The sequence below is a fragment of the Paraburkholderia sp. XV genome (assembly GCF_020177535.1).
Classification (GTDB): Bacteria; Pseudomonadota; Gammaproteobacteria; order Burkholderiales; family Burkholderiaceae; genus Paraburkholderia; species Paraburkholderia caribensis.
In genome coordinates this window covers 1-17,648 of the sequence record NZ_JAGUUD010000141.1, presented here as the reverse complement: position 1 = coordinate 17,648, position 17,648 = coordinate 1, and the positions used below count along the sequence as shown (strand labels likewise).

Sequence of the window (17,648 nt, the reverse complement as noted above, 5' to 3'; positions counted from 1 at the left end):
GCAAATGTACGTTCTGTGCCCACTTGCCTCTCGAAGACCTTAACGTGACAACGCCTTACTTGCTACTGTGGGTGGGTCATCGTATTCGCCGCGAGTGGAAGGCTGTGATCTAGAATCAATGGGCTGTATCGCCGCATCGGTGGAAAATTATTCACGACCAGCTATTCAGCGTTGACAGATTGCCTCGACATACCGCTACCCAGCCGCTCTCAGTCGGCGCCGCTCCAGCCCGAAGTTTCGCGACACCACGCAAATGCACGATCAGCGAGACGACTTACACTACAGGCTTTCGCGTGAGTTCGAACGATCCAATTTCCCCCTAGCGGGCTCGCGCGACACGCTCGTAGCCGACAGTCGAAGTGCAAACCGTCTTGCGCAGACCATGAACCTGCAGTCCTGGCGGGTAGCGGTCAGACAAGAATTGCCGGATCGGCTAAGCCCTTTGATATAGCGACTGAGGCGTAGCCGCAACGCATGCGCTTTCGATTCCATCGCATCGAATCAAGAATTAGCGATTAAAATAAGTTTTCGCTTTTTAACAACGCGATTCCGCGCGACAAAACGCAACCCGATGCGATCTGCGACGATCTTTCCTTCGCATTACCTGGCTTCCTATTGCGTCGACACGACTTACGCAGCTACGTAAGCACACGACTATTCCCCATCCTTGATGGCAACGCGTTTCAGTCAGCCGCTCCACTGCTGCGAAGTAGCGCGCTTACGAAGCATCCGAATTGTCGCCCTGCCCCGTCTTCAGGATATCGAACAGGTGTGTGGCGCCCACCGAACCGATCGCGTGAACAGCATCGTATCGCGTCAGCCCGTTCTTTGTTAGACGATGCATGGCCCGATAGATTTGAGGGACTATACGACCTTTGAGCTCGCTGGCCGAATGAGGATCGAGTCAGCGAATTTCATAGGGGCCAGCAGCTGAGATCATGGCTGCGTCAAGGCTGATATAGATCCGCAGCCCATCCTGTCAATCGAAATACACGAGTGACGGTGGGCTTCGTTGCGTAGCGCGCCTGAAGGGGACGCGATATGTAACTGTGGTAACTGTGCGGAGAGAACTCTCGCACGTCATACCGGACCACGATTGGAAGTCAACTACATGACGCTGGCGACCAACCTGGTCAAGCTGGGGGCGGTCACTTTTCTTCTCGTCGAACTGCGCCTATGTGATGCATCGCTCACGCGTGTAGCGTGTTGGAAAAGAACTCACGGGACCGCTGCCAGGGTATGTGTACATCCTGCAATAACGATCCCTCTTTTACATAGGCGGCAATCAGTTCGGGCTGCTTAGCGTAGTCGGCCGTTTCCTGCCCGCTTGCCTGCCATAAACCAGTCATGCCGGGTCTGAACGTCAGGTAGTAACTGGCTGTCGAACCGTAACGCTGGAGCTCAGACTCAACTAATGGACGCGGCCCCACAAGGCTCATATCGCCACGTACGACGTTCCACAACTGCGGCAATTCATCCAGACTCGTACGGCGCAGAAAGCGGCCAATCCGGGTGACGCGCATATCGTGCTCCAGTTTGAATGAGAGTTCCCATTCGGCGCGCGCAAGCGGATCGCTTCCGATCTGCGACTGGAAAACCTGATCGGCGTTCACAACCATTGAACGGAATTTCAGGCAGCGAAAGGGCTTACCGTTACGACCCACGCGGACGTGTCCGTAGAGTGCGGGACCACCGTCGCTGATGATGACAAGCGAGATAATGACGAGGAGTGGCAGTAATGCCACCATGAAGAAGACGGCGGCAGTGAAGTCGAACGCCCGCTTGGCCCAATCGCGCCGCTGGATCTTTCGGGCGGCAACAAGCAAGTGTTCTCCCACGATTTCCTGGCCCCTGCTTGTTTCCAGTGTATCAACCTCATCTGCATCCGCCTCCAAGGCGAAGCGCGCCAACGCAAGTTGCTTGGCTGCCTGGGAGCTGTGCCGGAGATAGTTGACCACGACAGAAATGGCAAGAGCTGAACCGAAGATGGCGACGAGCCAGCCCGAGGCCTCGATCGCCAGTATTACGTTACTCATTCAGCCCCCCAACTTTTTAGCTCGGTCGCCAAACACATCATCAGATAGTAGGCCAACGAACCTCGCTTTGCAAAAACGGGGTCGGATAGAAAGCTTCCTTGCAATGCCGCCGCCCATTCGTGGTCCATCTGCAGGGCGAGGAGGTGAAACCACCAGATGAATCCGATGAACGACGTCGCAATGGCGGCGCCTGCAAGAATTCCCTCACACCGGTGCCAGCCCAACTGCCGCTTATACTCGGCGGCTCGCAGAGCATATTCAGCTTTCGTCCCAGCACCTGCATTTTGACGAAGCGGTCGGGGTTCGGTGGTTGGCGCAGCTCGGAGCATCAACGGGATGCCTAGACCGAACGCGCCGATCGTCGCGGATACGGGGATGAACTGCCATTTCTCCTCTAGCAGGTTGTTGAAAAGCACCTCGTCATGAGGACCGAAGCGATGGTCAGGAGTGTTTCGCGTGCAATTTCCAACTGAAATCGGGATGGGCCGATCAGTTTGCGCAGGCAACGCGCCTGCGCGGGGATGCCAGGCCTCGCGGGCCGCGCGCATCGGCGGCTCATTGCACCGCTCCGGTATGCATCGCGTCCACTATTCGCGCCATGCGCGTGAGATTGCTCGCGACCATTGTCAGCTTGAAGTGCTGGTCGACCCGCTTGATGCCGCGATACACCGTCTGCCGGATCCGACCGACCGTCTTGCCCCAGCCGAAATGCTCCTCGATACGCTTGCGGATGACCTGACTCATCCAGTATCCCGCGTGCCGCGAGGTACGCTCATCGATCGCGCTGCCGCCTTGGCGGGCGTCGTTGCGTGCGACATGCGGGGTTATGTTGCGCGCCCGGCAATCGCTTACGAAATCATTCGTGTCGTACGCCTTGTCGGCACCGACTGTCTTCGCGTGAGTGCCAGGCACGCGCTCGAGCAGTCGCAGCGCACTGGCGCGCTCGCCAAAGCCATCCGCATGGCTTACCACGGCACCGACCACCAGCCCGGAGCGGTTCTCCATCAAGATATGCCCCTGGTAACAGAGGATGGCCCGACTCTGCTTACTCTTCTTGAACAGGCGCGCATCCGCATCAGTGCTCGACTCATGCGTGTCATTGCTACGTCGCTCACCCTTCCAGTCGGCTTCGGCGTTGCGCCCGCCGCCGGCCGGCGGATCGTCCGATCCGTCCTTGCGGCGAAAACTCTTGTGACTCGCCCAAGCCTGGATGAGCGTGCCGTCGACCGAGAAATGCTCCCGGGACAGCAGACCCTGCCTGTCGGCGAGCGTCATCACTTCGGTAAAGAAGAACGACTCCACGACCTCATGCTCGAGCAGCCGGTCACGGTTCTTCGAGAAGACGGAGTGGTTCCATACCGTGTCCTCGATGGCCAGTCCAACGAACCAGCGGAACAGGAGGTTGTACTGCATCTGCTCCATCAGCATGCGTTCGCTGCGCACCGAGTAGAACACCTGCAACAGAAGCGCACGCACCAGCTTCTCCGGTGCAATCGAGGCCCGGCCGCTGTCCGCATAGACGATGCCGAACTATCCGTTGAGCCGCTTCAACGCCTGATTGACCAGCAACCGTATGGGGCGCAACGGATGATCGGCCGGAACGAAGTCCTCAAGCTTGACCGTCGTGAAAAGAGCTTCCTGCATCTCATCCATTCCGCGCATCGAATTCACTGCCAAGTTCATGAACACGATATCCATAACGTTCGGCCCAAGGATCCCGTTTACGCGGGACCGAAATTCAACAGCCTGCTAAGGTCGCCACTGCGCGACCGATATGCCGGGTGCATGGCAGTGTTTCCCCTGCGGGGGGCGCCGGCATGCTCAGATGAATCAGCGAATGGCCCAATAACACCATCAACGCCCTGCCTGATCGCCTGACGGGATGGATTAACGTCGTACGCACTTTTGGGAAAGGGGTGAACATGAATTTCGCGAACTTGACGGTGAAAGCCAAACTCGCGGCGGGTTTTGGTGTGGTCGCGGCGATGGTGGTGGTGGCGTCGGCGCTCTCGCTGACATCGCTCAACGATGCAAACGACTGCTTCGGGAACTACGTGAATGGCATCAACGCGCGGGCCGACCTCGCGGCGCAGGTGCGCACAGCCGAAGACCGGCGCGCGATCGCCGCGCGCAATCTGGTGCTCGTCACCAGCGCGTCCGACATCGAGCCCGAGAGGGCGGCCGTCACGCAGGCCCATTCAGACGCCGCTTAGCACACCGCCCGTCGCGTCTAACGCACCACCCGGCGACGGCGGCAACTGCATCAGATGCAATACTGGACAACGGCGAGCCACCTAGCGTGTCGCGAAACTTCTTCTTGGCTTGATGCAAACTTTCGCTCAAATCATTTACGACATGAATCTTCGTCACGGGATCGTTTATCGAATCGCCTCAAATCGAAAACCCTGACGCTTTTGCTATACCCCCCACCAAAGATCATCGCTACCACTAGCGCAACCAGCCCAACTACGAAAAAAACCGTCAATGCTGGGTACTTGCGCACCATGAGCACACAGTAGAAAACGACAGCCAGTGCCACATACGATATCCAACGATAGACTCTTCGCTCGAATGGCGTTAAATCATCCTTCCATTTGTTGTTGCTCATGGTGTCTCGCATTCACCCTTTAAAGTTGATTGTGCTAAGGAGCGATGTAAGGTTGCACCGCCGTTGTCCCTAAAGTAAACAGAGTTTGAATCATGGGTCCTTGGGGAAGCAACGCACCGCCAATGGAACTCATTGTGCTGTATAGGACCGAAGCACGACTTGGCGGACTGTAGAGATAGTTTAGCGACTGCAGTCCCACGGAACCAACAAGCGCAGCGATATCGAATGGCGGCGGAAGCCATGGTGATGTGAGCGCTAATGCAGTCGCGCCCTTATCCGTGACAGTCGCTGGCGAAGGCATTGAAACTGATTGGTACGCGATCCCGCAGTTGCCGCTCGGGCATATCGAACCTGCAGTTGATCCCGTCGAAATGCCCTGTGATCCGTATTGCGATTGTGAGCCCCCAGGCGAGGCCGTATATTGCTGCACGAGCGGTACGTCCGCCCCGTTCGTGTTCTGCAAGATGAACGCTTGTAGCGCGGCATTCGCAGGACCGGGTGTTTGCGCCCAGATCGCCTTCCCAGTGGTCTGGTCCACGCCCGCATACTTCCACGTCGAGCCATCGTCAGGCATCTCGCCTTTGACAGTGGCGGCGGCACCGCTCTCGTACGCGCCGTTAGCCTGGTAGCCCATCTGCGCAAGCTGATTAGCGATGTCTGTTGTTGTAATAGCTGAACCGTCAGCGTTCTTTAATCCCTTGGCATTGGCAGCCGTCGCGAGCTGCTGCGATAGCGACTTTTCGGCTTGATGCAGTTGCCGGTTGTACAGGTCAGCACTCAATGCTCCATTCGCACCGCTCAGCGCGCCTCCCGCCCCGCCTAGGGCGCCCCCTGCAGCAGCACCGGCGGCACCAGATGCTATGTTGGAAAGCAGCGTGCTGTCTGTCGCGCTGCTCACCGCGTTGCCCGCAACATCACCAGCCACGGTACCTCCAACCGCGCCCGCCACATTCCCACCTCCCAGAGCAGCACCCACAGCGGCTACTGCAGCATGGGAGCCGATTCGCCCCGCCCCGTCGTCGCCCCACAACGCGAACTGCTGCGACGCCGCGTTGTAATCGGCCTGAGCCTTCGCCATACCCGCAGTATCGCCCGCTGCGTACGCCGAAGCATAGTCTTGGTATGCCTGCTTCTGGGCATCGCGCGCACGCTCCTGCAGCTTGTTATCGATGGTTCCGACAACCTGCATGCCAACCTGCACTACGCCCTGCTGGACCGCCATGTCATCCGCCACCTTTTGCGCATCGAAGGTGTTCGCAACAGATCCGTTCGCGTTGGCGGTATCGCGGCTCAGACCAGTCGTGCTGTCGTGCCCCGTACCGGCATCGCCGCGCACGATAATCGTGCCGGGACTGATTGCAGCGTACGTCGTGCCCGATGCACTGTCTGCTGTGCCTGCTGCCCCAAAGCCGGTCGGTCCCATCCCCGCGATGCTCGTCGAACTCCGACCACTGCTCGTGCTCGCGCTAAAGCCCACTGATGAGCCGGAATAATCCGCATGGTTGTCGAGATTGGAGTAACCCAACGTCTGGGTCGACAGTAAGTTATTGTCAGGTGTCGCGGTGCTTGCAATGACTCCGCCATCCAGCTGCGTGTGATTACCGACATGAATGTTAAACCCACCGTCGCCCGCGCTGATTCCGCTTTGCTGGTTGACGGACTGGAAGTTGTCCTTGATGGACTGGGCGCTGGCATTCGCACTGCCGCTGACCGTCTGTCCGAAGCAGAACGGCGGCACGCAGATGCTCGCCTGGAATCCGCCGCTGACTTGCTGGCTCTTGTATGTGTTGGTGTCCTGCTGGCTGGCAATGTTGAGATCGCGCCCGACATCTGCGTCGACCGTATGACCCGCCACTTCCGCGCCGCGCAGGTTTGTATCGCGCCCGCTCGTCATCGCGACAGTGCCGCTCGCGTTGATCTGCGTATCCTGATTCGTTACGCCGTTGCCCTTGGCATTACCCTTGGAGCCGCTCGCGGCCAGTTCGAGCGTGAAGCCATTTTGCGTTCCCCCCAGCCCGAACCCCACCCCGATGCTCGCATTGCTGCTGCTGTTGCTGCTCGTCTGCTGGCTCGTGTCCTTCGCACTCTGCAGATTGATGTCGCGTGCTGCATTCAACGTCACGTCGTGCGCAGTGATCTGCGTACCGCGTGCATTGATGTCGCCGTCCGTCGAGTAGCCAGCCGCGTCCTTGCTACCGCTCCCTGTTGCGACGAGAGTCGCGGTACCACCTGCGGTGAGCGTACTGCCGGTGTTCGTGGTCGAACTGCTTTGCGCTTCGCTGTGGCTGCTGCCACCCCCGACGCTCACGGTCGCTTTGATCAGCGCCGTCGCCTGACCGCTTTGCGCCGCCGCTTGCGCACCGTACGCGGCCAGTCCAGCCTGCGCCACATCGAGAGCGGCGAGCCGTGAATCATGTGTCTGTTGCGCTGCGTTCATGCTGCGGTTCACGGTCGCCACGGTGTCACCCGCAACTCCTCCCAACGCGAGCGACACGCCATACTGGCTGGCGCTGTGGCTCATGCTGCTTTGCTGCGCATCCGTGCCGGGATCAAGATTCAGGTTCTTACCGATCAGCGTCAGATCTTTGCCCGCATATACATCCGAGCCCTGGACCGTCACATCCTGTTGCGCGTCCAGCGTCACGCTACCGTTGCCGCTCACGATCTGGCTGCGGATCGTGCTTTGGGTCTGCGCCGCCGTATCCTGCACGGTATGGCTGTTCGACACGCCCTGGCTGAATCCGGTGCCGGTTCCATTGCTGCCAAGATCGCCGAACTGATGGCTACTCGACTCCTGATGGTTCGCACTGGTGTCCGTGCCCGCCATCACGTTAATCGAGCCCTGCATCGCGACCAGATCAACACCCTGTGTGCCACTGATGCCCGAACCCACGACGTCGATGTCGCCCGTGTGACTTTTCACGATCACACTGTTGCCAGTGACGACACTGGGAGTCTGTGTCGTCGATGAACCGTTACTGTCGGAATTGCTGCGCGCGGCGTTATAGGGCGACGAACTGATCCCGCTGCTGTTCGGACCACCGTTGATCCATCGGCCGAGATTGCCCAGGCTAGGACTCGCCATCTGGAAGGACATGCCTGAACTGTCGTACTGGCTGCTTTGCTGCAACTGGTTAGTTGACGCCTGCAGTATCACGTTCCGGTTCGCGTCGAGCGTCGTGGTTCCGCCTGCCGAGATCGTCGAGCCGGTAATGACAATGTCACCGTCGACGGGCGCTCCGAGCATGCTCAGCGCGCCGCCCGTAGCCGTGAGTGTCACGTTGCCACCACCTCGAATCGTGCTACCGGCATTCGACAGACTCGCGACCTCGGTGGTGCTTGAGCTGCTGCTGTGGCTGAAAGTTGCTGTGACCGACGGCGTATCGGCAGCACTCGCCCCCAGTTCGTTACCGATGCCTTGTGCACGGTTATAAGCGCTGCCCGAGGAGCCCGCCGCCTGGAGATTGCGAGCCGTATCGAGCGGCGTCCCAGTTACCGCCAACGTCAGGCCCGACGAACGCGCTTCCTGATGGTCCTTCGACTGCGCAGTGTCCTGGCTCGGGTCGATGATGATGTTCTGGCCTGCGATGCTGATGTTGCCTGTCGCGCCCGTGACGTCACCAGCCGCCTTGCCCGCAATGACATCGCTACCGCCGATATGCACATCCTTGCCTGCGGAAATCGACACGTTCCCCGCGACGCTGCCTACGGTGCTACGCGACTGGCTCTGCGTGACGGAACTCGCGTCGTATTGATCCTTCTGCTCGCTCGAACCAACGCTGAAACCAATGCCGCCACTTCCGGACAGACCAGAATGCTTGACATCGTGATACTCGGAATCCTGCCAGGTATCGGTTGCAGCAAGGATATTGACGTTGCCCTTGGCGGCGAGGGCGACGCTGTTCGTACCGACGATATTGCTGCCGGTCACGTTGATGTCCTTGCCGCTGACGACGGCCACGCCATCCGCCGAGATCGTGCTGCCGTCCGAATACGTCGCACTCTGATTAACGCGATTCACTGCACTCGTGTGGCTCGCGACACCGCTGTGGCTGTCGGTCTCGTACGTATCCGAGGCGTGTGTTTCCGTCGTCGCGCCGACGTTCACGCTGCCTGCAGCCATCAGCAGCGCATTGCCCTTGTCGAGCGAGACCGTGCTGCCTGTGATGTTGAGGTCTTTGCCCGACACAATCGCGAGACTGTCACCGCTCTTGAGCGTCGTCGCGGTCACCGCATCGTCCGACGCGTGCAGCGTTTCCGAATAGCTGCCGTGGTGATCGCTGCCAGAGCTGCTGCTATCGACGGTCGATGTCGCGGTCGCTGCCTGCAGGGTTACATTGCCGCCCGCCGCGACAGTTCCGCCACCACCCAGATTGATGTTCGCGCCCGTCGCCGTCAGATCGCCACCCACTGCAATCACCGACACGCCCCCGACCTTCACATTGCTGCCTGTATCGCTCACGAGGTGCGTGTCGGATACGCCGTTCGCGCGTGCGACGACCTTCGTCTCTCCCGTCTCCTGTACGCCGAGATTCCAGTTGCCGCCGATGCTCATCCCGAGCGCGCCGCCCACGTTCAAATTTCCCGCGTTCTGCTCGAAATTGCCGCCCGTGATAATCGCCGCGTTACCCGCCACATTGATTCTGGCCGTAGGCCCAAGCGTCGTCGTGACACGCGTCGCGCCAGTAGCACTAACCTGACTGACCGTCTTCGCCGCCGTATCCAGAATCAGGTTCCCACCTGCCTGAAGCGCCAGGCTGCCGGCGTTCACATTCGCTGACGTCAGATTGACGTCACCCGCCGTCACGAGCGTCATCTGCCCGCCTGACTGCAACGTGCCAAACGAACTGTCGATGCTCTGCGCACCAATCGAGAAACTGTTCGTCGCGCTGATCGTGCCGCTGTTGGTCACCGACTGGGCGTTTTGCAGATCGATGTTCGTCGCCGCGATGATGGGGCCGTTGCCCATGTTCTGCTGGCTCGCCTGCGCCAGATACACGACGGGCACGAGCACCGTCTGACCATCGACAACCTGGCTTTGCATGATGACGACGTTGCTGGTCAACTGCGCCACCTGGTCGGGCGACAACCCCGTGCCCGGCGCAAGATTGAGCGACTTCGCCAATTGTGCGCCGGATGCCATCAGCGCCTGGAACTCGTCCTGCGTGCTGGCGTAGTTCGTGAGCACCGACTTGCCCGTCATCGACATGATCTGGTCCTGCACGAGCTTCTGCTCGTAGAAGCCATCGCCCAGGCGCAACTGGATCTGCCCGGGGTTCATGCCCATCTGATTGAAGTAATAGTCGCTCGACAGCCACTGCTGCTGGTTGGTGAAGGCAGGATTCGTCTCAACGAGGTACGGCGCATTCGGCGCGGTATCGACGCTGAACAGACCGCCCTTCGGCAACCGGATGTTGCTCAATACGTTGGCGGCCGTGGCGCGGGCGATGACGGGGTTGCTGAAATCGATCAGGCTGCTGTTGGCGATGTGGCCGCCCTGCACAGACGCTGAACCTGCGTGCGCGCCACCGTTCGCGCCGATCGTGCCGCTCACGGATCCCGCGCCAGCACCCGATATGCTCTGCCCCGGCAGAAGCCCGAGCGGCGTCACGGAGGCATTGCCGGCCGTGTTGTTGATGGTGACGCCCGTGCCACTGATCGTCCCACCTGCCACATAGCTGGATTCGTATGCCGGCAGTGCATACGTGCGAACGTCGGCCGGCGCTGCCTGCGAATAGCCACCAGGACGCGAGCCGACGAACGGTGCGTCGCCGAACGGCAATTTCCAGTCGTGCTCGCTGTTGTCGTAGTTGTTGTAGTGATATTGCCCGGAGTACGTAACCTGCACCTGCGGCGCAGTCTGGCCCTGCCAGCTGTCCTGGTCAAAATGATGCGGCGAGGCGATGTTGCCCCCCGCCGCTATCTGGCTCCAGTAGTTCTGGAGATTCCCCACCGCCGAAACGTTCAGATTGCCGCCAGCGATGATCTGCGATCCCGGCGTGACCGAGGTAACGGTGTTGGCGACCGCCACGCCCGTATAGGTCGTGAATTCGTACGTGCTGTTCCACTGGCCGCCGTGCGGCGGTTCCGTATAGACGCCGCCAATACTGTTCGGGTCTTTCACACCCACCTGGCCGGTCTGGCCGGACAGGCTGATGCCGAGACTTGCAAGCAGGTTCGGATCGACCGACGACGTGAAGCCGGACGTGGTCATCTCGCGCCGCGTGTTCGTCACCAGGTTTGCTGCGATCTGCATGTCACCGCTCGACTGGATCAGGCCAGACTGATTCCGGACCAGATTCGCGTTGACGTAGTTGCCACTCCCGTCCTTACCGCCCGCGAGGACCACCTGACCCAGGCCATAGATCGTCGTCATCGCCTGCGTGTCACCGTAGGTGGTGTCATCGCGGTTCTCGATGTCGGGTGCGAGCAGTTCGAGCTTGCCAGCGCTATCGGTCGCGCCTATCAACGCGCTTGTGCCGAGATTCGACAGGGTTTGCGTGGCATTCAGCGATACGCTGCCGCCTACAATCGTGCCCGTGTTGGTCAGCGTATTGGAATGCGTGGTCGGCAATCCGCCCGCCGCGAGCGTGCCCGAGTTGGTGATGTTGCTCGCATTGACGGTCAGACCGTTCACCGCCGAGAAAGCACCGGCGTTGTTGAACGTTCCTGGCAACGAGAAGGTGAGGTTGTGGCCGGCGCTGAAGCTGTAGTTCGGCGCCGTCGTGAAGTCCCCTTGCAGGTTCAGTGTGAGATCGTTGACCGCGCTATACCGGCCGCCACCCAGCAGCGTGCTGGCGCCCACCGAAAGATTGCGCGACGCATTGATCTGGCCGTTTGTGGCTGTGAGCGTCCCTGTCGAGATGCCGACGTCGCCCGTCGTGTTGGCGGCATTGCCGATTGCGCCGCCCGTGTTGTCGAGATTGCCCGTGTTGATCTGCAGGTTCGCGCCGCTCAGTTGCCCGCCTTGCGTGTTCGAGATGGATGACGCAGTGACCGTGACGTCGCCGTTACCGCTGATCGAACCCATCCCCGACACTGCGCCCGCATTCCGGTTCGTGATCTGACTGCCGGCGCTGATCGTCGTTGCACCCGTCCCGACGTTGGTGATGGCGCCGCCCGAGTTGTCGATCGAAGCCGCGCTCAGATTCAGCGTGCTGTCTGCTGCGGCGCCACCGGCACCAATCACGCCGCCCGCATTCAACAGCGAGCCGCCGCTCGACGCAGTCAGCGCCGTGCCTGACGACAGTCGCCCGTTCGTGTTGTTCAACACCGCCTGAACGACAGCGGACATCATACCCTGCGAGGCAAGCGTGCCGCCCGTATTGTCGAGACTGCCGACCTGAACCGATGCCTGCCCATTGGTCACGATGCGACCGCCGACGTTGGTCAGCGAACCCGCGCCATTGCCCGGCTTGATCGTCAACGTGCCCGTACCGGCATGCATGATCGTGCCGCCGTTGTTGTTCACCGAAGCGGATGCGAGCGTCAGGTCCGTGCTGTTGGTCTGGATGACGCCGCCGTTCGAGTTATCGAACGTGCCGCTGACGCCGAGGTTCATCGTGCCCGAACCGAGTTGCGTCAGCGAGCCATGCGCGTTCGTGAGGTCCGTTGCGGTCAACGCAAGCTGATTGGCAATGATCCGGCCACTGCTGTCATCGAACTGCGGAGCCGTCATCGACACGGTGTTGCCGCTGACCAGACCGTTCGCGTTCTTGAACGCTGCAGACGAGGTCGTCACAGACTGCGCGCTGGTCGTCCCGTCGCCATTGTCGAGCGTCCCTGCGACCGTGGCATTGAGAGTCTGCCCCGCCGTGATGCTGCCGCCATTCATAAGCGACGCAGCCTGCACCGAACCGTTGCCCGTCGCCGCAATCGTGCCGCCCGTGTTGGTGAGCGCGCCGCCACTCGCGACGTTCAGATCCGCGTTCGACGCCAGTTGCCCATGCGAGTTGTTCAGCGCGCCCGCGATGGTCGCGACGAGTCCCGTCTGCCCACCGATGGCGCCGCTCGTGTTATCGAGGCTTCCCGCCGACAACGACGTCTGTCCATTGCTGACGATCGAACCGCCCACGTTCGTGACCGTGCCCGAACCGTTAGCGGGATCGATCGTCAACGTACCCGTACCCGCATGGGTGATCGTGCCGCCGCTATTGTTCAGCGACGCGGGTGCAAGCGTCAGGTCGGTGCTGTTGGTCTGGATCAGGCCGCCGTTCGAGTTGTCGAGCGTTCCCGTGACGTCCATACCCATCGCGCCCGATCCCAACTGGGTCAGCGATCCATGTGCATTCGTCAGGTTGGTCGCGTTGACAGTGAGCTCGTTTGCAGTGATCTGCCCGCTGGTGTTATCAAGCTGTGGCACGGTCACAGAAACCGTGTCGGCGCTGATCGCGCCGTTCACGTTCTTGAGCGACGCGGCGTTGGCTGCGAGCGTCGCGCCGCTCAGCGTACCGTTGCTGTTGTCGAACGTACCCGCCGACGTCACACCGAGGTTCTGCGCGGCCGTAATCGTTCCGCTGTTCGTCAGCGACGCAGCGTGGATCGTCGCATCACCGTTGCCGCCGATCACGCCCCCCGTTGCGCCTTGCGCCGTCGTGCCCGCCGCATTCGTGATCTGACCACCCGCCGACAGCGTGAGGCCATCGGCGTTTTCAGAGACGATGCGCCCGGCCGCGTTCTCCACATTCGCCGCCGATACGATCACCGCGCCGCCCGCTTCGACCCGGCCCGCCGTATTGTCGATGTCGCCATTCGACGCAATATGAATCGACTGCGCCGAGGTCAACGAGCCCGATGCGTTATTGATGCCTGAGGCCGCGATGGTCGCTGCGCCGTTCGTCGCGATGCTGCCCTGGCTGTTGTCGAGCGCGCCCGTCTGGACGCTGAAGGTTCCCGTACCCGAGTGGCTGATCTGGCCATTCACATTGGTCAGGCTGCCAGAGCGGATCGTCGCGTTCTGTGCGTTGGTCGTGACCGTGCCCGAAGTGTTGTCGAGCGTGTGCGATGCGACGAGCGTCATGTCGCCCGCGCCGGTTTGCGAGAGCGTGCCGCCCCGGTTGGAGATGCTACCCGCCGTCACGTTCAGCTGTGCGGCGCTCAACTGCCCTTGATCGTTCGAGAACGCGCCCGCTGCGTTGGCATTCAGACTGCCGCCTGCCTGCAACTCCCCGCCTGTACGGGTGATGTTGCCGCTGTCGCCGTTGGCGCCCGTCGCGGTCATCGACACATTGCCCTTCGCGAGCGTCTGCGCCCCCGCCATGTTCACGCTGCTGCCCGACAGCGCGAGATTGCCGCCTGCCATCTGCTGGCCGGTGGTGGTCACGGCGCCCGTACCTGTTACCGACAGACTGCCGCTTCCAGTGACGCTACCGTTTGCGTCGACGCCCGCGCCAAGCGCGCCCGTCGAGTTCACGCTTGCGCCTGTGACTGCTGTGTTGCCCAGCGCTGCGATGGTGCCGCTGTTGCTCACCACGCCCTGACTGTTGACGGTGGTGTTCTGCGTCGCATAGACGGAACCGGTGTTCGACACATCGCCCGAAGCTGTAACCGTTACGTTGCCGCTCGCGCTCGTCGTACCCGACAGCGTCACCTTGCCCTGGCTGCTTAGCTGAAGATCACCGGCCTGCGACGCAATCGTGCCGGCGCTGTTGACACCCACGCCTGCCTCCGTACCGACCAGCTTGATCTTGCCGGCATATATGCCGCCCAGTTGCGCGACGTCGATTGCCACGCCCGGACTGTTGCCATCTGGCCCAAGGGATTGCGCGCTCAGATCGTCGTGGCGAACGTCGTTGTTGCCCGCCACCACATTGAGCGACTGGCCAGCCCAGACCTTGCCGTTGATCGCCACGCTGCGCGCGATCAGGTCGACCTGATCGACATTGCTGCCGTTCAGGCCCGCCGATCCGATCTGGATCTGGCCGCCCGTCACGTGAAATGCATCGAGGCTACCCGTGCCGCCGAAGACGGGCGTACCCGTCGTCAGAATGCCCCGGCTCGTATTGATGAAGCCGCAACCGTTACAGTAGATGCCAGCGGGATTCGCGATCACCACTTCAGCGCGCTGGCCCGCCACTTCGGTATAGCCCAGCAACTGGCTCGGGCTGCCGCCGACAACCTGGTTGACGATGACGCGCGCATCGCCCGATGCGAGATTCGGATTTCCCGCGACGTAGCCGCCCTGCTGCGTGAGCACGTTGCCCTGGGAGTTGTTCAGAATCAGGCCTTGCGAGCCGACGTTGTACTGCGTGTATCCGTTGTTCGACACGCCTGCCGCATTCGGCGTCGCAATCTGGACAACAGGCACGCCGTTGCCCGCCACGCCGACGATCGGCTTGCTGCCAGCCGAAGTCGGCGCCGCGACGACCTGCGCATCGACCAGCATCGGTTGCATGCCGAGCACACACAGTGCGGCGAACGCGACATGGCGCATCGACAGCATGTCGACGAAGCTCCCGCGCACTTCAGGAATCGCTACCCGACGCGGTGTGCCGACCGTGCGGCCGCGACCGTTCCCCGTTGCCGTTTCCTGCACCGCCGTCCACAGGCCACGCGCTGCATTGAAGATCACGCGAAAGATGTTCTTGTTCATAGCAGGAAACTCACGCTGAAGCCCGCCACCGGCCAGTGGTTAGGGAAACGGTCAGGTTGATACAGGGGGCCGCCAATGAAGACGTCGTAAGTGACGTGTCTGAATGCGCTGCCGCGCAGGCCAACGACTGCGCCAACAAGGCGGCGGCCCAGCAGGTTGTTCGCTTCGGGTCCGAAGACCTCGCCGCCATCAAGGCCGACGTACAGCGCCTGGCCGAAACGCGGAAACTGGAACTCCAGGTCGTTGCGCATGAACACGCCTTTCTCGGCGGCGAGCATCGTGTTGCCGTCGAAGCCGCGCACCGTGTAGCGGCTGCCAATCGAGAAGTACTCGGTGGGATACAGCACGTTGGGCGTGTTCTGCGCGCGCACGGTCGCCGTGTAGCGCAGCGGAAAGCCGGCGATCGTGAATGGCACGCTCAACGTCGTATCGAGCGTTTCCATCTGGTAGTAGGAGGTCGGCGTGCCGCTGCCCACGCCGGGCAGCTCGGGTTGCGCGCCGAACCACGGCACGCCCCAGCGATACGCGATCGTGCTGTCGAGTTGCGCCGCGCCGAAGTAATGCTTGTGCTCCCAGCCGATTTCCGCGTAGCTGTTATCGCGATGCTGGACGTCGATTTCCGTGCCGTCTATAAACGCTTCGCTAAAGCGCTTGCCGAAGCGGAATTCGAGGGAGTTCTTCTGCACCTGGTTGCGATAGAACTGGTACTCGGTCTTGGCGTCGAATGTTTCCGACTTGCCGCTGGAAACCAGCGTGGTGAATGCGCCTGCGATCTGCTGGTGATAGTCGTACTGGCTCGCCGTCGCGGTGAAGGTCCAGTTGCCCCACGGAATCGAGTAGTACGCGTTGCTGCCGTGCGTGCCGTACCGGCTCTCGTGACCATTGATGTCGTGGCTGTAGCCGATGTTGAGCAGATCGGAGAGGCCGAGCGGATTGTCGACTGTGAGGCTCACGCTGCCCTGAAGCTGGCCTGTCGACTTGAGGCCGCTGTCGTCCGCGCTCAAGGTCAGCGACCAGGGCTTCTGGCGCTTGACCGCGATCACGACATCGCTTTCGCCCGTCGATGGCCCCGGCACGATCTGCATGTCGACGTCCTGATTCGGAACGCGCTTCATCTGCTCGAGACCTTGCTCGAGATTGCGCAGATTCAGCAGGTCGCCCGCACGGGTCGGGAACGCGTTGCGCCACGTGCCGTATGTCGACGGATCGGCAAAGCGGATGTCGCTGATCACGCCGGGAATCAGTTGAAGCTTCAGCTTGCCTGTCGACAGGTCCTGCGGTCCGATGACGACGCGCGTGGTCGAATAGCCCTTCTCGATGATGCGCGCCATGACGCGATGCACGATCAGGTTGAGGCCTTCACGCCCGACGCATTGACCGATGTAGCGCTGCAGATAGTCGCGGGCGAACGTCAGTTCGCCAGGGAAAAGAGGATTGGGCGATAGCGCACGTGCGCCCGCGGCTTCGACTGTGTCACTAAGACCAGACGGCACCTCCAGCGTCAATTCGTCGATCTTGAAGCAGGGTGTTTCGGCCGGTAGTTTGCCGTCGTCGATCTCGGCATGCACGGCAGGCTGAAGTTCGACCTTGGGCGCCTGCAACGTACGCTCGCGCTCGATCGCCTGCTCCTGAGCGCGCCGACGTTGTTCCTGTTCGCCGAGTGTATCGGCGACCTGCGCATGTGCGATTTGAGCCGAAGCGAGGAGCGCTCCAGAAAAGAGAGCTACCCGATGTCGTCCGAGCCAAGAGATAACCCTCCTGGTCCGATGGACGTGCGCGCGCCAGCCGGGCCGGGTGCTCCGGCCAGGATTATTGTTCTTCATGGCGGCGAAACTACTGTGGCGCTAGCGCATGTGCTGCGAGCCATACGCTCGCAACAGGCTGCTCGCATCGACGCATGGCCATCGCGGCGTCTACACTACGCTGATTGTCTTTGCTGGGCGCCGTCCTCTTGACAGCGGCCAGTGTTCCCCGGATCCGGCCAGATACGAGCCGGTAAGCTCTCTTGGTCATTTTTTAGGCTACGGTAGTTCTGTTAGCGCGCGTAATGAACCAGAAACATTTAGTAACAACTGTCAAACCATGCAAGTCGAGGCGACGATACAACATTTCATGCAAGGCGCATGACGGGCAAAAATGACGAAGCGGTTTGCGCAACACCGCAGCGTATGCATGTCGGCGTCGTTGCGCTCGACCCCCGGGCTTTCAATATTGGAGTAGTTCCAAGCCGCCTCAAGGCGGTGTTGCCGGTTTGATGGCCGGTCGGCGAAATAGTGAATGGTCTTTCGAGGTTTGTATGGTCCACCGACCGGACGTTTTTCGTTTCCACGACTGCTCCGGGCAACGTGAGCAGCGCGAGGCTCTGTCACGTTGGCGAGGTGGTCGCGTAAGATGTCGCGATGAAGAAGACAAA

4 protein-coding genes and 3 pseudogenes are annotated in these 17,648 nt (G+C 61.0%); 1 reads left to right on the top strand and 6 read right to left on the bottom strand.

The annotated features are described in order from the left end of the window. Positions 1 to 1,190 precede the first annotated feature (1,190 nt). From KFO72_RS36905 to KFO72_RS36895, 3 genes and pseudogenes are all read right to left on the bottom strand, one after another. Positions 1,191 to 1,784: pseudogene (locus tag KFO72_RS36905) on the bottom strand (sugar transferase); the annotation flags it as partial. Positions 1,785 to 2,032: 248 nt separating this feature from the next. Next, on the bottom strand, positions 2,033 to 2,584 hold the full coding sequence (locus KFO72_RS36900) for a hypothetical protein (protein ID WP_225034153.1): 552 nt from the start codon (positions 2,582 to 2,584) through the stop codon (positions 2,033 to 2,035). Between the two features lie 7 nt (positions 2,585 to 2,591). After that, a pseudogene (locus KFO72_RS36895) lies at positions 2,592 to 3,698 on the bottom strand (IS5 family transposase). Between the two features lie 260 nt (positions 3,699 to 3,958). On the opposite strand from KFO72_RS36895, the gene KFO72_RS36890 reads away from it, so the two are divergent. Next, positions 3,959 to 4,249: a hypothetical protein gene (locus KFO72_RS36890; protein ID WP_318248528.1), complete on the top strand. Its 291-nt coding sequence runs from the start codon at positions 3,959 to 3,961 to the stop codon at positions 4,247 to 4,249. 2,217 nt (positions 4,250 to 6,466) lie between these two features. Here the strand turns inward: KFO72_RS36890 and KFO72_RS36885 are convergent. From KFO72_RS36885 to KFO72_RS36875, 3 genes and pseudogenes are all read right to left on the bottom strand, one after another. Continuing rightward, positions 6,467 to 15,235 (bottom strand): annotated as a pseudogene (locus tag KFO72_RS36885) (hemagglutinin repeat-containing protein); the annotation flags it as partial. Further along, positions 15,232 to 16,836, bottom strand: a complete 1,605-nt coding sequence (locus tag KFO72_RS36880) for a ShlB/FhaC/HecB family hemolysin secretion/activation protein (protein ID WP_225034151.1) — start codon at positions 16,834 to 16,836, stop codon at positions 15,232 to 15,234. The pseudogene KFO72_RS36885 and the gene KFO72_RS36880, both read right to left, overlap by 4 nt. Before the next feature lie 474 nt (positions 16,837 to 17,310). Beyond that, positions 17,311 to 17,648 (bottom strand): hypothetical protein (locus KFO72_RS36875; protein ID WP_225034150.1); only part of this gene is annotated, 338 nt, incomplete at its 5' end.